The 18,368-nt window shown below is 64.3% G+C and carries 21 protein-coding genes; 11 read left to right on the forward strand and 10 right to left on the reverse strand.

What is annotated here, in order from left to right:
- From AC51GR_RS07375 to AC51GR_RS07400, 6 genes are all read left to right on the forward strand, one after another.
- The gene (locus AC51GR_RS07375; RefSeq protein WP_496323934.1) at positions 1 to 414 is read left to right on the forward strand and encodes an urease subunit beta; all 414 of its coding nucleotides are present in this window, start codon (positions 1 to 3) and stop codon (positions 412 to 414) included.
- The gene (gene ureC, locus AC51GR_RS07380; protein ID WP_496323935.1) at positions 414 to 2,138 is read left to right on the forward strand and encodes an urease subunit alpha; all 1,725 of its coding nucleotides are present in this window, start codon (positions 414 to 416) and stop codon (positions 2,136 to 2,138) included. Before AC51GR_RS07375 ends, ureC begins: the two co-directional genes overlap by 1 nt.
- 10 nt (positions 2,139 to 2,148) lie before the next feature.
- On the forward strand, positions 2,149 to 2,844 hold the full coding sequence (locus AC51GR_RS07385; protein WP_496323936.1) for an urease accessory protein UreF: 696 nt from the start codon (positions 2,149 to 2,151) through the stop codon (positions 2,842 to 2,844).
- A 51-nt stretch (positions 2,845 to 2,895) separates the two neighbouring features.
- Positions 2,896 to 3,531 (forward strand): urease accessory protein UreG, encoded by a 636-nt coding sequence (gene ureG, locus AC51GR_RS07390; RefSeq protein ID WP_496323937.1) that lies wholly within the window; start codon positions 2,896 to 2,898, stop codon positions 3,529 to 3,531.
- Positions 3,528 to 4,574: an urease accessory protein UreD gene (locus AC51GR_RS07395; RefSeq protein ID WP_496323938.1), complete on the forward strand. Its 1,047-nt coding sequence runs from the start codon at positions 3,528 to 3,530 to the stop codon at positions 4,572 to 4,574. The genes ureG and AC51GR_RS07395 overlap by 4 nt, the downstream gene beginning before the upstream one ends.
- 62 nt (positions 4,575 to 4,636) lie before the next feature.
- Positions 4,637 to 5,569: an urea transporter gene (locus AC51GR_RS07400; RefSeq protein WP_496323939.1), complete on the forward strand. Its 933-nt coding sequence runs from the start codon at positions 4,637 to 4,639 to the stop codon at positions 5,567 to 5,569.
- A 17-nt stretch (positions 5,570 to 5,586) separates the two neighbouring features.
- On the opposite strand, the gene crcB is transcribed toward AC51GR_RS07400, so the two are convergent.
- From crcB to AC51GR_RS07420, 4 genes are all read right to left on the reverse strand, one after another.
- A complete protein-coding gene (crcB, locus tag AC51GR_RS07405; RefSeq protein WP_496323940.1) occupies positions 5,587 to 5,964 on the reverse strand; it encodes a fluoride efflux transporter CrcB in 378 nt (125 codons plus the stop codon).
- Positions 5,961 to 6,407, reverse strand: a complete 447-nt coding sequence (locus tag AC51GR_RS07410) for a fluoride efflux transporter FluC (RefSeq protein ID WP_496323941.1) — start codon at positions 6,405 to 6,407, stop codon at positions 5,961 to 5,963. The genes crcB and AC51GR_RS07410 overlap by 4 nt, the downstream gene beginning before the upstream one ends.
- 204 nt (positions 6,408 to 6,611) lie before the next feature.
- Complete coding sequence (locus AC51GR_RS07415) at positions 6,612 to 9,122, reverse strand: FtsX-like permease family protein (RefSeq protein WP_496323942.1); 2,511 nt, start codon at positions 9,120 to 9,122, stop codon at positions 6,612 to 6,614.
- Positions 9,123 to 9,124: 2 nt separating this feature from the next.
- Entirely contained in the window at positions 9,125 to 9,895 is a 771-nt protein-coding gene (locus tag AC51GR_RS07420; protein ID WP_496323943.1) for an ABC transporter ATP-binding protein, read from the reverse strand.
- A gap of 108 nt (positions 9,896 to 10,003) precedes the next feature.
- On the opposite strand from AC51GR_RS07420, the gene AC51GR_RS07425 reads away from it, so the two are divergent.
- Genes AC51GR_RS07425 through AC51GR_RS07435 form a run of 3 tightly spaced genes read left to right on the forward strand, consistent with a single transcriptional unit; the run spans position 10,004 to position 12,416 of the window.
- Positions 10,004 to 11,254 (forward strand): sensor histidine kinase, encoded by a 1,251-nt coding sequence (locus AC51GR_RS07425; RefSeq protein ID WP_496323944.1) that lies wholly within the window; start codon positions 10,004 to 10,006, stop codon positions 11,252 to 11,254.
- On the forward strand, positions 11,242 to 11,886 hold the full coding sequence (locus AC51GR_RS07430) for a LuxR C-terminal-related transcriptional regulator (protein WP_496323945.1): 645 nt from the start codon (positions 11,242 to 11,244) through the stop codon (positions 11,884 to 11,886). Before AC51GR_RS07425 ends, AC51GR_RS07430 begins: the two co-directional genes overlap by 13 nt.
- 44 nt (positions 11,887 to 11,930) lie before the next feature.
- Positions 11,931 to 12,416, forward strand: coding sequence for a nucleoside deaminase (locus AC51GR_RS07435; RefSeq protein WP_496323946.1), 486 nt, complete (start codon positions 11,931 to 11,933; stop codon positions 12,414 to 12,416).
- 50 nt (positions 12,417 to 12,466) lie between these two features.
- Here the strand turns inward: AC51GR_RS07435 and AC51GR_RS07440 are convergent, their stop codons facing one another.
- The 3 genes from AC51GR_RS07440 to AC51GR_RS07450 all read right to left on the reverse strand — a co-directional run bounded on the left by AC51GR_RS07440 (position 12,467) and on the right by AC51GR_RS07450 (position 14,531).
- Entirely contained in the window at positions 12,467 to 12,616 is a 150-nt protein-coding gene (locus tag AC51GR_RS07440) for a hypothetical protein (RefSeq protein WP_496323947.1), read from the reverse strand.
- Positions 12,617 to 12,698: 82 nt separating this feature from the next.
- Positions 12,699 to 13,349 (reverse strand): response regulator, encoded by a 651-nt coding sequence (locus tag AC51GR_RS07445; protein ID WP_496323948.1) that lies wholly within the window; start codon positions 13,347 to 13,349, stop codon positions 12,699 to 12,701.
- A gap of 6 nt (positions 13,350 to 13,355) precedes the next feature.
- A complete protein-coding gene (locus tag AC51GR_RS07450) occupies positions 13,356 to 14,531 on the reverse strand; it encodes a sensor histidine kinase (protein ID WP_496323949.1) in 1,176 nt (391 codons plus the stop codon).
- Between the two features lie 108 nt (positions 14,532 to 14,639).
- Here AC51GR_RS07450 and AC51GR_RS07455 point away from each other — a divergent pair, with 108 nt between their 5' ends.
- Both AC51GR_RS07455 and AC51GR_RS07460 read left to right on the forward strand, forming a co-directional pair.
- Positions 14,640 to 15,572 (forward strand): ABC transporter ATP-binding protein, encoded by a 933-nt coding sequence (locus AC51GR_RS07455; protein WP_496323950.1) that lies wholly within the window; start codon positions 14,640 to 14,642, stop codon positions 15,570 to 15,572.
- Positions 15,569 to 16,312 carry an ABC-2 transporter permease family protein gene (locus tag AC51GR_RS07460; RefSeq protein WP_496323951.1) on the forward strand — a complete coding sequence of 248 codons (744 nt, stop codon included), beginning with the start codon at positions 15,569 to 15,571 and terminating at the stop codon, positions 16,310 to 16,312. Before AC51GR_RS07455 ends, AC51GR_RS07460 begins: the two co-directional genes overlap by 4 nt.
- Before the next feature lie 109 nt (positions 16,313 to 16,421).
- Here AC51GR_RS07460 and AC51GR_RS07465 read toward each other — a convergent pair whose 3' ends face one another.
- From AC51GR_RS07465 to AC51GR_RS07475, 3 genes are all read right to left on the reverse strand, one after another.
- Positions 16,422 to 16,898, reverse strand: coding sequence for a hypothetical protein (locus AC51GR_RS07465; RefSeq protein ID WP_496323952.1), 477 nt, complete (start codon positions 16,896 to 16,898; stop codon positions 16,422 to 16,424).
- A gap of 53 nt (positions 16,899 to 16,951) precedes the next feature.
- Positions 16,952 to 17,791: an alpha/beta fold hydrolase gene (locus AC51GR_RS07470; RefSeq protein WP_496323953.1), complete on the reverse strand. Its 840-nt coding sequence runs from the start codon at positions 17,789 to 17,791 to the stop codon at positions 16,952 to 16,954.
- Positions 17,792 to 17,869: 78 nt separating this feature from the next.
- Positions 17,870 to 18,271, reverse strand: a complete 402-nt coding sequence (locus AC51GR_RS07475) for a YybH family protein (protein ID WP_496323954.1) — start codon at positions 18,269 to 18,271, stop codon at positions 17,870 to 17,872.
- Between the last annotated feature and the right edge of the window lie 97 nt (positions 18,272 to 18,368).

Genomic DNA, 18,368 nt, shown 5'->3' on the forward strand with positions numbered 1-18,368 from the left:
ATGCTGGGCAGCCCCAAGTATCACCACCAGGACGAAGACATCGAGATCAATGCCGGCCACCAGAGTGTCACCATCCCGGTGAGCAACACCGGCGATCGCGCAGTGCAGATCGGTTCACATTTCCACTTCTTCGAGGTCAACCGTGCGTTGCTGTTCGAGCGCGAAAAGGCCTACGGGATGCATCTCGACATCCCGGCCGGTACCGGTGTGCGGATCGAGCCGGGCGACACCCGGGATGTGACGCTCACGTCCTACTCCGGGTCGCGCCGGGTCGTGGGTTTCAACGGACTCGTCAACGGCAGCCTCGACGCGAAGCAGACGCGGCTCGACGCGCTTGCGCGGCTGGCCGAGGGTGAATTCAAGAACGGCGTACCGAAATCGGGCAATGCGTCCGAGAAGAAGGGGAAAAACTGATGGCCATCATCTCGCGCAAGCAGTACACCGATCTCTTCGGCCCGACGACCGGAGACCGGGTACATCTGGCCGACTCGAACCTGGTCATCGAGATCGAAAAGGACTACAGCGAGGGCTATTACGGCGACGAGGTCGTGTACGGCGGTGGTAAGACCGCCCGCGACGGCATGGCCGCCGACCCCGCGGCGACCGGCCCACAGGGTGTGCTGGATCTGGTGATCACGAATGCGATCATCCTCGACCCGATCCTCGGCGTCGTCAAAGGTGACATCGGCGTCAAGGACGGAAAGATCGCCGGGATCGGCAAATCCGGTAACCCGCACCTGCAGAGCGGTGTCGACCCGCGTCTCGTGGTCGGCCCCGGAACTGAATTGCTCGCAGGTGAGCACTGCATCGCGACCGCCGGTGCCATCGACACCCACGTGCACTACATCTCGCCGCAGCAGGCGGACGCCGCGCTGTCGAACGGCATCACCACCCTGTTCGGAGGTGGCACCGGGCCCACTGATGGAACCAACGGCGTCACCACCACACCCGGTATCTGGAATCTTCACCGTCTGCTCGAGGCAGCAGAGGATGTCGGTGTGAACATGGGTATCCACGGTAAGGGCAACGGGTCGCTGCCGGAGGCGCTCATCGAGCAGATCAAGGCCGGCGCGTCATCGCTGAAGGTTCATGAGGACTTCGGAGCGACTCCGGCCGTGATCCGAAATGCCTTGTCCGTGGCCGATGACTACGACATCCAGGTCTCGATCCACACCGACAGTCTCAACGAGGCGGGCTTTGTCGAGGACACGATCTCGGCGATCGACGGACGGACGATCCACACGTACCACACCGAGGGCGCCGGCGGCGGCCACGCGCCGGACCTGATGAAGATCGCCAGTCACCCCAATGTCCTTCCGTCGTCGACCAATCCGACGCTGCCGTACACCGTCAACTCGGTCGACGAGCTGCTCGACATGGTGATGGTCTGCCATCACCTCTCGCATGACATCCCCGAAGATGTCGCGTTCGCCGACTCGCGGGTGCGCGCCGAGACGATCTCGGCCGAGACGGTGCTCCACGACGAAGGTGTCCTGTCGATGTTCTCCTCCGACTCCCAGGCGATGGGACGTATAGGTGAATCGGTGACTCGCGCGTTCCAGACCGCCCACCACAACAAGGACAAGCGTGGGCCACTTCCCGAGGACTCCGACGGCCACGATAATTTCCGGGTCCTGCGTTATCTGGCGAAGGTGACCATCAATCCTGCCATCACGCAGGGGGTTTCGGACTACATCGGTTCGCTCGAGGCCGGCAAGATCGCCGACATCGTGTTGTGGAATGTCGACTCCTTCGCGGTGAAGCCGCGGCTTGTCATCAAGGGCGGCTTCATCAACTGGGCGGTCATGGGCGATCCGAATGCCTCGCTGCCCACCCCCCAGCCGGTGCTCTACCGCCCGATGTGGGGCGGATACGGCAAGGCGCGTCAGAGCACGCGGGTCAGTTTCATGTCGCAGGCGGCCATCGACCTCGGGGTGCCGGAGAAACTCGGGCTCGAAAGTCAGGTGTTGCCCGTGAAGCGTTGTCGTGGAATCGGCAAGGCGCACATGGTCCACAATGACAAGACGCCGCTGATCGACGTTGACCCCGAGACGTACAAGGTGACGTTCGACGGAAAGCCCGCCCACATCGACCCGGCACAGACCTTGCCGATGAGCCAGCTCTTCTTCCTTGCCTGAGGAAACCGATATGACGTCGACCGATGTGGGCGATCTGCTCGTCAGTCTGCAACTCTCGGACTCCGCGTTCCCCAGCGGCTTCTACACGATGTCGCACGGCCTGGAGGGGTTCGCGCAGGCTCACGCGGTCGACAAGGACGGCGTCGAAGGGCTCTTGCGGGGGCTGCTGCTCCATTCCGTCGGTCCGGGTGATGCCACGGCACTCGCTCGAGCACACGAGGCGGTCCGTGAAAACGACTGGGACCGTGTGTACCTCGTGGATGAGATGTTGTTCTCCGCCAAGCTCAACGCGGAGATGCGCAGGGCATCGGTGCGCAGCGGTCACCAACTGACGGACGTCGCCCTCACGGCAATCGGGGGAGCGGAACTCGAGCAGTGGAAACGGGCCATCGCATCCAAGCGGACCCCGGGGTGCCAGCCGGTCGCGACCGCAGTGGCCTATGCCGCAGCCGGGGTGAGTACCGAAAGGGCCGTCGCGTCGGACATGTTCGCGTTCTCGGTGAGCTTTCTCGGTGCGGCGCTGCGGCTCCGGCTCACCGACCATCTGCAGATGCAGGTCGGGTTGCGCGCGATCGGTCCGGTGATCGCGCAGGCCGCAGCCGAGGCGATGGGCCGCGAGCTCGAGGACATGGGGGGATGCGTACCGATGGCAGATGCCATGTCTGCCCAGCATGAGCGCGCGGACGCACGGCTCTTCGCGAGCTGAGAAGCCGACATGCTTCCCGGATACCAATGAGAGAAAAGATGAGGTGATCGAATGAGCGGCAGTGTTTTGCGAATCGGGATCGGTGGGCCGGTGGGTTCGGGCAAGACGGCGCTTGCCGAAGCCCTTGTGCCGCGGCTCATTGCCGCGGGCCGGCAGCCGGCGGTCATCACAAACGACATCTATACGCAAGAGGACGCCCAGCACGTGCGCCGTGAGCTCGCCGGGGTCCTGGACCCCGAACGTGTGGTCGGTGTCGAGACCGGTGCATGTCCGCACACCGCTGTGCGCGATGACCCCACCATGAACCTCGCCGCGGGTGCCGAGATGCTCGAGCGCTTCCCGGAGGTCGACACCCTGGTGTATGAGTCGGGCGGGGACAATCTGACGCTCACGTACTCGCCCTTGCTCGCGGATGTCTTCGTCTTCGTGCTCGATACGTCCGAAGGGGAGAAGATGCCGCGCAAACGGGGCCCGGGTATCACCGAGTCGGACATCCTCGTGATCAACAAAGTCGACATCGCGCAATACGTCCGGACGAACATCGAGGTGATGGAGTCCGATGCGTGGCGGGTGCGTGACGGCAAGCCCGTGGTCCTGACCAATTCGCTGACGGGGGAGGGCGTCGATGAGTTGCAGGATCACATCCTCGCGCTCTGGAATGCCCGTCCCGCTGCGATGTCCCGGTGAGCGCGGAGACAGTCCGGGCGGCCGACACCGACCCGCCCCCTGGCACCGGACGGACCGCCGGAATCTCCGTCGTCCCACCCGCGGGCGCGCAGCCGGCACGGTACGGCGGGCATCGACTCGACCCCAAGTACTACCAACCGGACCGCGTTCCGCGTGAGATCGCACTTCTTGCCGGGGTACCGGACACATTGCCGACCGGGAGTCCGGGCAAGGTCGGTTTGTTGGAGTTGGAATTCGGCCGGAACGAACGCGGCACGGAACTTGTCGGGCATTACCAGAAGTCGCCCCTGCAGATCATGCGGCCGCTGTACTACGACCTCGCCCGGCCCGACATGCCCTACACCTACCTCATGTCCACCGGGGCCGGGGTCATGCAGGGCGACCGGCTCCGAACCGATCTCGTCTTCGGTGACGACACGTCGGCCTATCTGACTACTGCTGCATACACGAAAGTCCTACGGATGGAGCATGACTACGCGGTCGCACAGATGAACCTGGATGTGGGTGCCGACGCGTACGTCGAGCTTCTTCCCGATCCCGTCATCGCGTTCGAGGGTGCCCGCCTGTATCAGCGCACCCGGGTGACGTTGGCACCGACGGCCACCCTCATCGCCGGTGAGACGCTCATCGCCGGACGTCTGGCGCGCGACGAGCGACATCGGTACACCGCGCTCGCATCCGACTTCGAGGTCCGTCGTCCGGGCGGGGCCATGGTCGCGCTCGACCGGGTGCGACTGACCCCGGTCGACGAGGACACGGGCGGTCTGGCGGTCCTGGCCGACCACGACGTGCTCTCGATGCTCTACGTGTTCACTCCGTGCGCAACGGTTTCCGAGATCAGCAACCTCCTGCACGACGTCCTGTCACCATCGGCCGAGGAGGGTGTCGTCTTCGGGGTCAGCGCACTCCCCGGGGACACCGGCGTGTGGGTGCGGATGCTGGGGGACGACACGCGGGCCATCCTGCGCGCCAACACGATCGCCTGGAGTTCCCTACGTCTGCTGCTCACCGGGAGAGAGGCGCCGACAATCCGAAAATCGTGACAGTGCGATGAAGGCCGGGGGCGTCCCGTCACACGACCCGACCGAAGAACCAGGGAGATGACATGTCGACGAGCAGTACAACAGCAGCGGCACCACCGAACAGATGGGTTGAGGCGTCGGCGACGTTGCCCCGTGGCGTGTCTGAGATCTTCTTCCAGAGCAACATCTGGTGTGGCCTGCTGATCCTTCTCGGGTTCCTGGTCGCCGATTGGCAGATGGCCGTGCTCGTCGTCATCGGTACGGTGTGCAACACCGTCGCCGGAGCCCTGATGAGGGTGGGCGCCGACAACGTCCGGATGGGGATGCAGGGTTTCAACGGGGCGCTGATCGGCGCTGCGGTCTACACCGCGTTGGGTGATCAGGGCTGGTCCTACCTGGTGACCGCGATCGCCGGCATCGTGTGTGCGCCCGTCACCTGGGGCGTGGTGTGGATCTTTGCGTCAAAACCCCTTGCCCGCTTCAACCTGCCCTCGACGACGGCGCCCTTCTGCGCCACCGCCGGCGTCATGTTCGTCGTCACCAAGAGCATCCACGAGAAGGCCGCGCCCCACCATGTCGCCGACGGTACGGGTGATTCGATATTGCGGTCGCTGCTGACGAACGTTTCCGAAGTCGTTCTGGTCAACAGTGTCTGGAGCGGGGCGCTCATCCTGCTGGGACTCTTCGTCGCGTCCTGGAAGGTCGGGCTCGCCGCGGTGATGGGCAGCGTGATCGGTACGTTGTCCGCGATGGCGCTCGGCGAGACCTCCAGCACCATCGCAGAGGGGCTCGCCGGTTATTCCGGTGTGCTGACCGCGATTGCACTGGCGGTCACGTTCTTGCAGAGCACCGTGATCTCGTGGGTGTACGCCGCAGTGGGAACGGTGGTGACGGCGGTGGTCACGCTGCTCATGACCGAACACTACGGCGGTCCGCACTACACCTGGCCCTACATCCTGACCACCTGGGTGCTACTGGTGATCGCAGCGTTCATACCCGCGATGCGCCGCACCTGAACGTTGATGCCCGAACGCTATAGCGAAGCACCCCAGCGATATCCGGCGAAAGCCAGCGCCACACACACCACCAGCACGCCGAGACCGTACGCGAGGGTGAGGCCGTAACGCTTGTCGCGGACGAGCTGCACCGTCTCGTAGCTTGCCGTGCTGAATGTTGTGTAACCGCCGAGGAATCCCGTCCCGATCACGGCTCCCACATCCGTCGAGGCAATCCTGCTCGCGATCAGGCCGGTGAGGAAGCCGAGGACGAGCGAGCCGGTCATGTTGATGATCGCGGTGGGCCACGGGAATTTCGAGTTGATCTTGGAGTGGAGGAATCCGTCGAAGACGTACCGCGTCACCGCACCCACGCCGCCGGCAAAAGCCAGCAACAGGAACAGCCAGAAAGTCATGACCGCTGCTCCCCGTCTGCGCCGCGTGCTTCATGAAGCCTCGCACCCGCGGCGATGCCTGCGATGGTCGCGGCCGCGCCGATGAGGACGGTGCCGAGCGCATAGACCACTGCCATACCCCACCGCGTGTGGTCGATCAACACGGCGGTGTCCGTCGCCAGCGAGCTGTATGTGGTGAAACCGCCGCAGAATCCGGTGCCGAGCAACAGTTTGAGCTGTGAGGTCCGCGCCGGGCCGGGATCAGTGCGTGTGAGCGCCTCATAGAGATAACCGAGTAGGAAGGCGCCCACCACGTTCACCACCGTGATCACGACCGGGACACCGTCGAGGTCGGGAACGCCCAGCGAAAGGCCCTCGCGAGCGCCTGCTCCGATGGCGCCGCCGACGAGGACCAGGGCGATGTTTGGTCCCTGCAGGTACGCGGGTCGTGTCGGCGCCGTCATCGAGTGTTCTCCTCATCCGCGCCGGCCGGCAATACGGCGATCTCCAGGACGAGCAACGGGGTGTCCATTGGTTCAGGCTAGCGATGTGAGTACTGTCATCGGGCTGGACTGGGTGAATTGACGCCGGACTTGATCGGGCATAACGGTCATTTCGCGCTCGCCGGTGAAAGTACAGTGCTGACGTGATGGTGGGCCGGAGATAGTTCATTCCTGGGACCCGAGGGAATCGACCGGATTGTGGTGGAACACTTTCCAAGCGGTACCGGTGATCGCGCCGAAACCAAGAAGGCTGGTGACGCCGACGATGAACCCGTAAGAAGTGGGCGAGAGGCTGGGAAAGGATATGCCCGGCAGTGCGATTGCGATTCCGACCAGCGGTGGGTACGCGATGATCGTCCCGGCGACCACCGCGACCCCGACGGCAACCAGCGCTTCCCAGCGAACCATCCCGCGGACCTGCCCTGTTTGTGCGCCGATCATGCGAAACAGGGCGAACTCGCGGCGGCGCTCGGAGGTCATCAGCACCAGTGTGTTGACGACCGCGATGGACAGGAACCCGAGAAGTATCGACAGCGCAACAACATTCACCGCGTCTTGTGATCGCTGCTCCTGCCGGTCCGCGACGCCGAAACCGTTGCTGTCGTTGACCGTGAGTCCGCCGATCGATTCGATGGCAGAGCGGGTCTCGTCGATCCGCTCTGCTGCGACCGAAACCGCTATGTGGCCGACGAGTCCGGTGGTGGTGTGTTCGCGGACCTGCTGATCGGGGAGCGCGATGTCACCGAAACCCAATCCGCGGACGTAGGTGGCGATGATGGTGGGCGTGATGATCGTGCCTTCCCCCAACCTCAGTGCCACGGTGTCGCCGACTTCGGCGTCCATGGTCGCTGCGGCGTCCTCGCTGAGTGCGACTGTCCCGGTTTGCAGTTCGGTCAGTGCGCCGCGCTGGACATCGAGATCGAGGGTGGTGGCTGCCTGCTCTGGATCGATGCCCAGGACGGTGTAGACCGCGGTGGTCGGTGCTTCGGCTCTGGTGGGGGTGTAGAAGGCCTGGCTGCGGGTGACCGGATTGGCAGCTTCGACGGAGTCGATCGATGCGATCGTGCTGATCAGTGTCGGCTCGACACCTCCCGACCCGGTGACCACCAGGTCTGCCTTCATTCCTTGTTCGACCTGTTGGGCAGCCGCTGCGGTCATCGTGCTCTGGCTTCCCAGTTGGACCGACCCGAAAGCGATGACCAAAGCCAGGGGCGTGATCGCTGTTGCGAGCCGACGTCCGTGGGCATCGAGATTGATGGCGGCGAGCATCGCGGCGGCAGAGCGGCTGCGGCGCATGGGGCCACCGATGAGGCGCAGTGCCTCGGAGGCCAGTGTCGGTCCGAGAACTGCCAACGCGATGATGAACAGCAGCACCGAGACGCCGGCACCGGCAAGCGCATCCGGTCCGGGGACAACAACCGGTGAGAACGCGGTCACCACACCACCGAGGCCGATGAGGAGGCCACAGATGGTGCGGGCCCGGCTGATCGCGTCGGGTTCGGCTGCCGACTCGCGGAGGGCCTCGATCGCGTCGAGCCGGGCCGGACGACGTGCCGAGATCGCGGCGGCGAGTCGGGCAGTGATCACGGCGGTGGCGATGGCGGCCAGGGCGGGAAGTGGGCTGATGGCCAGGCCGAAGTCGGCGGGGAGTATTCCCGCCCCGGCAAACTGCTTGCGAATCACCTGGGCGAGCAGGTATCCGGGGATGACGCCCAACACCGCCGCGGTGCCGGCGATGACCCACACCTCGGATCCGATGAGCTTGTGAATCTGCCGTGGTGCGGCGCCCATGGATCGCAATAGGGCGAAGTCGCGGCGGCGTTGCGAAATGGACAGCGACACAGTGCTCGAGACCACGAACACGGCGATCATCAGTGTCACGCCGGCAAGCGCAGCGGTCAGAACCACCAGTTCGCCGCGAGCTGCCCCGACATCAAGGAATTCGGCGTCGGCGCGGGCATCGTCGATGTAGGTGGTGACATCGAGATCGTCGAGTTCGGCGTGAACCTGCGAGGCCAGCGCCGACGAGCTGACTCCGTCATGACCGAGAACGCCGATCACGGCCACCGAACCCGGATGCGGCCAGAGCTGCTGCGCACGTGCGTCTTCCAAAAATACTGTCGCCGGACGGGTCGCGGTTTCGGGGGTTGGTGCGGCGGCGACACCCACCACGGTGTAGTCGCTCCCGATTCCACCGTGGCGCAGGGTAACACGGTCGCCGAGGGTCGAAGGGTCAGTTGTCACCACCTCGCTCGGACCGGTCGGTGGATGTCCCGCCGTCAGGCTGAACGGTGCCAGGGCGGCCGAGGACCATCCGTGGGCATCGAACTGTCGTCCGCTGTCGTCGGAGAGCGGGACACTGACATCACCGACCGCCGAACGTACGTCAGGCAGGCTCTTCAGCTCATCGACGGCGGAGGAGGGCAGTAGGGCGCGCTCGATGTAGGGCTGGTCGAAGTCTTCCTTGGTGTCGAGTGTCTGTGGTGCTCCCACCACAACGTCGGTTCCGGCGAATCGATGGGGTGTCGCGCCGCCGCGAATACCTGATTCGAACAAGACTCCGAGGGCACAGACGAGCAACGTGGCGCTGAACACCGTGATGAACACCGCCACAAACCCGTTGCGGTGGCGGCGGAGGTTGGCGCGGGCGAGGATGCCCAGGTTGGTCTTCGCCATGGTCACCACTGCCCGAGGTCGGTCAGTGTCTGGGCGATGGCACTTGCTGTGGGTGCTTGCAATTGACCCGCGAAGCGTCCCTCGGCGAGAAACAACACCCGGTCGGCGTGGGCGGCGGACACCGGATCGTGGGTCACCATCACCACCGTCTGCCCGTGTTCCGTGCCGGCGCCGCGCAGGAGTGTGAGGATCTGCTGACCGGTACGGCCGTCGAGGGCGCCGGTCGGTTCGTCGGCGAACAGCACCCGGGGGCGGCTGACCAGTGCCCGCGCGATGGCGACGCGCTGCTGCTGGCCGCCGGACAGTTCTGCCGGGCGACGACGCTGCATGCCGGCGAGTCCCACCGACTCCAGGACGTGTTCGAGATGTGTGCGGTCGGCGGTACGTCCGGCCAACAGCAGGGGCAGCGTCACATTCTGTTCCACCGTCAGCGCCGACATGAGGTTGTAGGCCTGGAACACGAATCCGACGTGGTCGCGTCGAAACGTGGTCAGTTTGCGCGGCTTCAGTGCGCTGATCTCGGTGTCGCCCAGCCACACTGTGCCGCGGGTGGGTTGGTCGAGACCCGCGGCACAGTGCAAGAAAGTGCTCTTGCCCGAACCGGAAGGGCCCATGATCGCGGTGAAACCACCCGCGGGCAGGGTGAGGTTCACCGCGTTCAGCGCGGTCACCTGATCGCGGCCGGATCCGTAGGTCTTGGTGACATCATCGAGCCGGATCGCCGGCTGCGGTGTCGCGGCGACCGGTGGATGTAGCGGGGCGTAAGAGGTCATGACAGCAACGTTATGAATCGGTGGCGGCTTGAACCATCCCGCTGTCTACCGGTCGATGGTGTACTGGGCTATACCGTCATCGGCCGCGCCGTACGGCATCCTGGAGCGATGAGGCGAACCGAACGGGCCGCACATTGGTGGCGGGCATCTCGCTATCTGATGGTCGAAGGTGTGTCGGCGGTTGTGTCGTTGGCGCTGGTGATTGCCGGACTGTTCGTCGTTTCCCTGATGATCCTGATCGTCGGGTGGCTGGTGGCGCCGTTCTATTTGCGCCTGGTGCGGCTCTGGGTGGACAGGGCGCGGCTGCGCACGGGGCGGTACACGGGAACTGTGATCCCAGAGCGGTATCCGCCCATGGTTGAGGCCGCCGGATTCGGCGACGTGCGGAAGATGCTGTGGGCGCCTTCCACGCGACGCGACCTTGCGTGGTTGGTCCTGCATGCTTTTGGGGCCTTTGTCGCCGGGGTGGTTGCCGTGGCTTTGCCGCTGGCGGCGCTGGACTCGCTGTCGTCTCCTTTCTACTGGTGGGCCATGCCCGCCGATTCTCCGGCGGGCAGTCCGTTCCCGGTTACGTCGTGGTGGCTGGCGGCCGCGATGCTGTTGGCCGGGGTCGCGTACGCAGTGCTGGCCTGGTGGCTGAATCCGATTATGGCCCGTGGGGTCGCGGCGGTGACGACATCGCTGTTGGCGCCCGGACGTGAAACCGAACTGTCCGAACGGGTTTCGGCTCTGACCGCCAGTCGCGCCGCGGCCCTCGACGCGCACTCGGCCGAGTTGCGGCGCATCGAGCGGGACCTGCACGACGGTGCGCAGAACAAGCTCGTCGGGGTTGTCATGATGTTGGGGTTGGCCGAGCGGTCCCTGCGGGTGGACCCGCAGCAAGCGCTTCCGCAACTACACCGGGCGCAGGATGCCGCGTCGGACGCCTTGTCGGAGTTGAGAACACTCGTCCATGACATCTATCCGCCGATCCTTGATGAGCTGGGCCTTGACGGCGCAGTGGCTGCGCTGGCCGGACGATGCTCGGTGACCTGCGTGCTCGACGCCCGGAACTTGCACCGCGCGCCCGCCGCGGTCGAGGCCGCCGCCTATTTTGTTGTGGCCGAGGCGTTGACCAACGTGGTCAAACACAGCGGTGCCGACACCGTGCATCTGACAATCAGCACCCGCAGCGGTGTGGCGGGCAACGTCCTGGTCATCGAAGTACTCGACGATGGCAGCGGCGGGGCCGACGAGGCGGTGGGCAGCGGATTGCGGGGTATCCGTCGTCGCGTGGCAGCATTCGAGGGAACCATGACGCTCGACAGCCCGCCGGGCGGCCCGACGAAACTGGAAGTGGAGCTGCCATGCGGATTCTGATCGCAGAAGACGACGCTCTGCTGCGCGAGGGACTTGCGCTCTTGCTGCGTAGTGTCGGCATCGAGGTGACCGCTGCGGTCGCCGATGCCGAACAGTTCTTGGACGCGTTCGACGCCGACCCGCCTGACGGCGCGGTGCTGGATGTGCGGATGCCACCCACCTTCACCAACGAGGGGCTGAAGGCCGCGATCGAGGCGCGTCGGCGGGTCCCGAACTTCCCGGTCCTCGTACTCTCTGCCTATGTGGAGGACCGCTACGCCGGAGAACTGCTCTCCGGCAGTGCGTCCGGTGTGGGGTATCTGCTCAAGGAGCGGGTCGGCAAGGTGGAGGAGTTCGTCGACGCGCTCCAGCGGGTGGTGGCCGGCGGCACGGTGATGGACCCAGAGGTGATCTCGCAGTTGATGAGTCGGCGCCGCGCCGACGACCCCATCCGGTCGCTGACGCCTCGTGAATCCGAAGTGCTCCAACTGATGGCCGAAGGCGTTGGGAACGCCGAGATCGCCCGCAGACTCTTTGTCACCGACACCGCGGTGAGCAAACACATCGGCAACATCTTTTCCAAGCTGGGTCTGACGGCATCGGATACCGGACATCGGCGCGTGCTCGCGGTACTTGCACATCTGCGGTCGTAGGACTCGGCGGTGGTGAGACCGGTTGGTGTCGTAGGCTTGCGGTTGTGGGAATTTCTGACGCGGACCTGACGTATCTGCGGCGTTGTGTCGATTTGGCGCGGGAGGCCTTGGCTGACGGCGATGAACCTTTTGGCTCGGTGCTTGTCGACAATGCCGGGGAAGTGCTCTTCGAAGATCGCAATCGGGTAAAGGGCGGCAACAACACTCGGCATCCCGAACTCGCGATCGCGTTGTGGGCGGTCGACAACATGGAGCCGGCGCAGCGCGCGAGCGCCACCGTCTACACCTCCGGCGAGCACTGCCCGATGTGTGCTGCTGCGCATGCCTGGGTGGGACTGGGCCGCATCGTCTACGCGGTGTCGTCGGCCCAATTGTCGTCGTGGTTGCAGGAGTGGGGTGCCTCATCGTCACCGGTGGCGGGTCTACCCATCAACACCGTCGCGCCGAAGCTACCGGTCGACGGTCCGGTCTCCGAGTTCGAAGAAGAAATGAAAGCGTTGTACTCGAACAAGTTCCGCGCTGTGTCCTGAGGATGTTCCCGATTGTCAACTAATGGTTGACAAATGGCACCAGGACCCACTCAGATGACCAACACCGTGCCGTCGGCGACATGCGCATTCATCAGCGGTGCGTCGTTGTTGTTGAATGCCTCCTGTACGTCGTTGACGATCTGACGAATTGCGTTGAGATCGGCGGGGTTCGGCGGGTCGTTCTCGGTCTCCGGGTGCATGTGTCGAACCCTAGGACTTCAACCGACATTGAAGTCAAGTGTTGAAGAAGGATTGGTCGTCAGGTTGGGGTGCCGCGACATCTCAGGTTGTTGTGACGAAACCGGATTCGTAGGCCACGATGACGGCTTGCGTCCGGTCGCGGACCCCGAGCTTTGCCAGCACCGCGCTGACGTGCGATTTGACGGTCTCGGCCCCGACAAACATATGCGTGGCGATTTCCGCGTTCGACAGACCGCGCGTCATCAATCGCAGCACGGCCGACTCCCGTTCGGTGAGGGCGGCGTCCTCGAGTTGGTCTCGGGCGGAAGTGTTTACGTGGCCTGCTGCCAGTGTCCGGACGGTGGCGGGGTAGAGCAGCGAATCACCTTCGGCGACAGTGTGTACGGCGTTGACGATCTCGGCAGGGCGGGCTCGCTTGAGCAGGAATCCGTCCGCGCCCGCCCGTAACGCCCGGTAGACGTACTCGTCGTTCTCGAATGTTGTCACGATCAGGATCTTCGGTGGTGACGGTACCGATCGAAGGATCGCGCGCGTCGTGTCGATCCCGTCCATGAGTGGCATCCGCACATCCATGGCGATCACCGTTGGCCGCAGTTTCCGCAGCAGCGGAATGACGGCGGCTCCATCAGCGGCTTCGCCGATGACCTCGATATCCGGTTGCGCATCGAGGATCGCCCGCAAACCTGCACGGGCGAGCGGTTCGTCGTCGACAAGCAGCACGGTGATCGGCATCGGTGATCACCGTGGTCCATCGAAAGGAAGTGTCACGCAGACCTGCCAGTGGTCATCGACACGACCGGTGAAGGCATGGCCACCAAGTAATTCCGCACGTTCGTGGATACCCCGCAACCCGCTGCCGGGCCGGGTGGAACGAGCGTCGACGGGGAGTGTGTTGGTGATCTCGAGCTCTAGCTGTGCGTCTTCGACGCGCACCCCGATGTGCACAGGCCCGGGACCGGCGTGCCGCAATACGTTGGTCAGCGATTCCTGGAGGATGCGGTAGCCCTCCCTGGACAGCGGTCCCGGCACGCGATCGAGCGAACCGGTGACCGATGCCTCGACGTCGGCGCCAGCGGATCGTGCGGACTTCACCAGACTTTCTGAATCGGCGAGGGTGGGACGCTGAGCCGGCCCTCCGGAATCACGGAGGACCACTAGGACTCGGTCGAGGTCATCGAGCGCGGCGCGTCCGGTTTCTTCGATGGCGCGCAGCGCGCGAGCGGTGAACTCTGGATCATCGGCCGTGCGGGCGGCCCCGGCCTGCAACACCGCCGCGGTCAGGGCATGCCCGATTGAATCGTGCAGTTCGCGGGCCAGTCGGTTGTGTTCGAGGAGCAGATCGGTGCGTTCCTCCAGTGCTTTCAGCCGTTCCGCGGGCGAGGGCCCCAGCAACCGGCGGGCCAGGCTGGTGGCCAGTTCTCCGAGGCCGATGACCGTTGCCAGGATCACCGCGAGGGGCAGTGGGATCAGCAACGCGTACAGCCAGTGTGGTTGTTCGATCCGAAGAATGGTTTCGGCACTGGGCGGCGCTCCGGCGGCGGCGCCGATCAGATCCGCGCACAGAAATATCATTGGGACACAAATGGCGAGCAGCGCGGCGCTGAGCGCCAGACGCGCCTCGAGCCAGAGCACTGTGCGCCAGCGGTCCGACCACCGTGCCGACGGCGCGGCGCTGATGGACGGCTCAGCACCATCGGCTCCCTCGCCGGGGGTGAGGAACAGGCGCGCCTGGACGCCCTCCGCCAGGCGCATTCCCGGAATCAAACCCACCGGAACGACAAAGAGCGCGAGCATGTACGGCCGGTCGAAGTCGATGAAGAGCCAAACCGCAGCAAATGCCAGTGGCACGCACAGGTGAAGGCCCCGGGTGTAGGTGACCGGGCGGATCACCAACCGGCTGATCGCGCGGAGCATGACCTCATGGTGCCAGTAGCCGCGGTCGAATTGTCTCCCCGAAACGGGGGAGGCCGGTCCCGCCCGCGGGGGGAGACCGCGAGGGCGGCCTCGACGAGGCTGAAAGTCATGACCACCATCGAAGTTCACGAGCTCACGAAGGTATACGGATCGACCCCGGTGGTCGACCGTGTGACATTCACGGTGCGACCCGGTGTGGTGACCGGTTTCCTCGGTCCCAACGGAGCAGGCAAATCCACCACCATGCGAATGATTCTCGGCCTCAACAGGCCGACGTCCGGCACCGCGACGATCGGAGGCGCACCTTTCGCCGCGGCAGACAAGCCCTTGGCGCTCGTGGGAGCGCTTCTCGATGACTCTTCTGCCCACCCGAAACGCACCGCGCGCAATCATCTACTGGCGCTTGCTGCGAGCAACCAGCTACCCACTGCCCGCGTCGAAGCTGTACTTGAAGAGGTGGGCCTGACTGCGGACGCGGGGCGACGCGTCTCGGGTTTCTCGCTCGGCATGCGTCAGCGTCTCGGGGTCGCCGCGGCGCTGCTCGGCGACCCGCGAGTGCTGATCCTCGACGAACCGTCGAATGGCCTGGATCCGGAGGGGATCATCTGGATTCGCGAGGCGCTGCAGCGGCTGGCTCGCGAGGGGCGAACCATTCTGGTTTCCAGCCATCTGATGAGTGAGACTGCCGCCTTCGCTGATCATCTGCTGGTAGTCGGCAAAGGCCGGCTCTTGGCCGACACCGGCGTCGACGATTTCGTTCGCGCGCATGCCGAACCGCATGTGCGCCTACGTACCCCGGTAGGCCTGTATCCACAGGAGGCGCTCGCTCGTTCCGGTTTCACGACCGTCGAAGTCGAGGGGGGTCTCTGGATGATTCGCGGTGCCCGGATCGAGGACGTCGGACCGCTACTGGTGGAGGCGGGCATACCTGTGCTCGAACTGGCCGAAGAACACGCGTCGCTCGAACAGGCCTACCTGGCTCTGACCGCGGACGCGGCCACTCACATATCCGGCACGACCACCCAGGAGGCAAAGCCATGACGTATGCGCCCGTGCTTCACTCGGAATGGATCAAGACCCGGACCCTGCCGTCACTCGGAGGGGCACTTGCACTGCTCTTCGTCGTCACCGTCGGATTCTCGCTGCTCGGCAGCGTAACCTTCGGACGAGACGAAGCGGCTGAACCAGATTTCGACCCACTGATCACCTCGTTCTTCGGCATCAACTTCGGTCAGGCCGTCGCGATCACCTTCGGCGCCCTCGTCGCGGCCGCGCAATACAAGAACAACGGGACGAGGATCTGGTTCGTCGCCGTGCCCCGCCGCAGTGTGATGTACCTGTCCAGTGTGGTTGTCGTTGCGGGACTGACCTTCCTGGTCGGCCTTGCGACGGCCGTGGCCTGCTTCTTCGGTGGACAAGGACTTCTCGGAGACGGCCGAATGGAATGGACCGACCCCGCTGGGCTTCGCGCGATGATGGGGTGCGCCATCTACCTTACCCTGATGGCGCTGTTCGCTTTCGGGGTAGCGAACCTATTGCGCAGCACCGCAGCGACATTGGGAATCCTCATCCCGGTTGTACTGTTGCTGTCCTTCATGCTCGGCAATGTCACCAGCAGTGCCGGCGTCGCCGATTATCTGCCCGACCGAGCGGGGCGTCAGGTTCTCGTCGAGAATCCGATCGGTTCCCCGGGGCCCTGGTTGGGTCTGCTGGTGACCGCAGTTTGGGCTGCTGCGGCTCTCGGATCGGGCTGGTGGGCCATGCGTCGCCGTGACGCCTGAGTCTGACACCGAATGACGAGAACGCGGTCACGGACTCGAACCGAGTGCGTGACCGCGTTCTCGGTGCGGTGTGCGAACCGGAGCGTTCCCGACATTCGCGATGTTGGCACTAAATGTTGCTGGTGCAGGCGCGAAGTGCCTCAGCGGTCAGGGTGTTCACCGGGCAAGTCAGAGATGTCCAACCGGGCTCACCGCTGTACTGGTCGCTTGTTCGGTCGATGAAGATATCGACAGTCAGAGTTTCTTCGGCGACGCGATAGTAGGTCGTGATGGGGTCGCCCTCCGTGGTGATTATCGTGACGCTGAATTCGCCGCCGCCGTCAACTCGACCGCTCATCAGGCAGTCGATGGCACTTCGGGGATATAGCTCTTCAAATGTGAAGTCAGGCCCGTCAGCCCACGTCTGTCCGCAGTCTGACAGTGGCAAACGGTCAACGAATGCTGCCGGTGGCGGTTCTGAAGTCGGTGAAGGCTCGTTCGGCGGTACTGAACAGGCGATGGTCAGCGCCGCGATACTGAAGACGAGCAAGATACCGCAGACAAACCACATGGCCGTTGACCGGACGCCTGGTTTGGAAGTGTTCATGGAGCCCTGTTCTCAGATGGGGGTGGTGATCGAGCCGCCGCGGGCAACCGACATCATCGCTCCTCGGCCATGTGTGTGCCCAGAACGTGAGTCAAGCGCTCGATCAGTTGAGCCGGTGCGTCTTCCGGCAGTAGGTGCCCGGCGTCGTCGAACCAAGTCAGTCCCTGGTTGGGGATTCGCTCCTCGATCCAATGCCCGTATTCCGCAGGCAGGATCTGGTCATCGCGGCCCCACAGTAACGTGACCGGGATGTCGACGGCGCCGAGCAGGTGTTCGTAGTCAGCGGTGTCATCCTGGCTCAGTTGACGGTATTGCCGGTAGTAGGCGGCTTGTCCGTCGGGGCCGCGCCATGGCTCCAGATATGTTTCGAGGACACCCGGGCGATAACCCTGACGCGTCCCGTTGCGCAGGTGCGCGGCCACCAGTGCCTCGTGGGCGTACGCCGGGAGTTGTTCGAAGACATCGTGGTGTTCGCGGATCAGCGCGAAAAGCCCGCGCTCCCACGTGCCTCCGGTTACGGCATCGAAGAGGATCAGATCAGAGTAGGAGGCCTGTTCGAGAAGTAATGCCCGTAGCGCAATCGCGCCGCCGATGTCGCAGGCAACGACGCTGGGGCGGTGCAGATTCCACCGCCGTAGCAATTCTGCGAAGTTGCGGCCCTGCGCGGCGAGGGTGAGGTCCTGGCCCTCGTGTTTGTCGGATCGGCCGTAGCCGAGGTGATCGAAAACGTACACCTCTCGACCATGTCGGGCGAGTGCAACCGCCACGTCGCGCCACAGGTATGACGAGTACGGCGTGCCATGGACGAGCACAATCGGTGGGCCTTCTCCGAAGGTGTCCCAGCGCACCACACCGTCCGCGAGCTCAGTGGATCTGGTCAATTCCCAGGTCATCGGGTTCCTCCTGATCGTTGCTCTCGCCGAGTACCAGCCCGACCTTTCACTTAAACGCGCCCTGCCCAGGATCTCGACTCACGCGACAATGGTGTTCTGCCGTCGCCAGATCAGCCACCGATCTGCTCGCCGAACGAACACGTAGAGAGCATTCATCTCCGGCGGATCACCATCCTGCGCCTCCTTCGGCGTGGCCCACGCGTTCTTGCGGGCCGTGATGACATCGGGGGACAAGGCCACGACGTCGGTGAGTTCGTAATAGGCGGTGGCGTCCTTCAGGAAGCCGGCGGCCAGGCCCGCTTCGGTCGACTCCATGATGGCCGGGCGTCCGGAGAGCACCGTGCCACGGGCGTTCACCACCACGGCGTCATCGGCGATATGCGCATTCATCAACGCTGCGTCGTTGTTGTTGAAACCTTCCTGTACGTCGTTGACAATCGCGTGAATTTCTTTGAGGGCAGTTGCGTTCGGTTGAGGCATGTGGCCAACCTAGAACCTCAACTGAAGTTGAAGTCAATGTCGCCGAGGTGATCGCCATACCGCCCGCCACCTTCGTTGTTGTGGACCGCCCGTTGCC

Source organism: Williamsia sp. z71 (genome assembly GCF_059553375.1).

Coding starts and splice junctions, on each gene's coding strand:
- AC51GR_RS07375 (WP_496323934.1), top strand. CDS start 1: ATGCTGGGCAGCCCCAAGTATCACCACCAGGACGAAGACATCGAGATC.
- ureC (WP_496323935.1), top strand. CDS start 414: ATGGCCATCATCTCGCGCAAGCAGTACACCGATCTCTTCGGCCCGACG.
- AC51GR_RS07385 (WP_496323936.1), top strand. CDS start 2,149: ATGACGTCGACCGATGTGGGCGATCTGCTCGTCAGTCTGCAACTCTCG.
- ureG (WP_496323937.1), top strand. CDS start 2,896: ATGAGCGGCAGTGTTTTGCGAATCGGGATCGGTGGGCCGGTGGGTTCG.
- AC51GR_RS07400 (WP_496323939.1), top strand. CDS start 4,637: ATGTCGACGAGCAGTACAACAGCAGCGGCACCACCGAACAGATGGGTT.
- crcB (WP_496323940.1), bottom strand. CDS start 5,964: ATGACTTTCTGGCTGTTCCTGTTGCTGGCTTTTGCCGGCGGCGTGGGT.
- AC51GR_RS07410 (WP_496323941.1), bottom strand. CDS start 6,407: ATGACGGCGCCGACACGACCCGCGTACCTGCAGGGACCAAACATCGCC.
- AC51GR_RS07415 (WP_496323942.1), bottom strand. CDS start 9,122: ATGGCGAAGACCAACCTGGGCATCCTCGCCCGCGCCAACCTCCGCCGC.
- AC51GR_RS07420 (WP_496323943.1), bottom strand. CDS start 9,895: ATGACCTCTTACGCCCCGCTACATCCACCGGTCGCCGCGACACCGCAG.
- AC51GR_RS07425 (WP_496323944.1), top strand. CDS start 10,004: ATGAGGCGAACCGAACGGGCCGCACATTGGTGGCGGGCATCTCGCTAT.
- AC51GR_RS07430 (WP_496323945.1), top strand. CDS start 11,242: ATGCGGATTCTGATCGCAGAAGACGACGCTCTGCTGCGCGAGGGACTT.
- AC51GR_RS07440 (WP_496323947.1), bottom strand. CDS start 12,616: ATGCACCCGGAGACCGAGAACGACCCGCCGAACCCCGCCGATCTCAAC.
- AC51GR_RS07445 (WP_496323948.1), bottom strand. CDS start 13,349: ATGCCGATCACCGTGCTGCTTGTCGACGACGAACCGCTCGCCCGTGCA.
- AC51GR_RS07450 (WP_496323949.1), bottom strand. CDS start 14,531: ATGCTCCGCGCGATCAGCCGGTTGGTGATCCGCCCGGTCACCTACACC.
- AC51GR_RS07455 (WP_496323950.1), top strand. CDS start 14,640: ATGACCACCATCGAAGTTCACGAGCTCACGAAGGTATACGGATCGACC.
- AC51GR_RS07460 (WP_496323951.1), top strand. CDS start 15,569: ATGACGTATGCGCCCGTGCTTCACTCGGAATGGATCAAGACCCGGACC.
- AC51GR_RS07465 (WP_496323952.1), bottom strand. CDS start 16,898: ATGAACACTTCCAAACCAGGCGTCCGGTCAACGGCCATGTGGTTTGTC.
- AC51GR_RS07470 (WP_496323953.1), bottom strand. CDS start 17,791: ATGACCTGGGAATTGACCAGATCCACTGAGCTCGCGGACGGTGTGGTG.
- AC51GR_RS07475 (WP_496323954.1), bottom strand. CDS start 18,271: ATGCCTCAACCGAACGCAACTGCCCTCAAAGAAATTCACGCGATTGTC.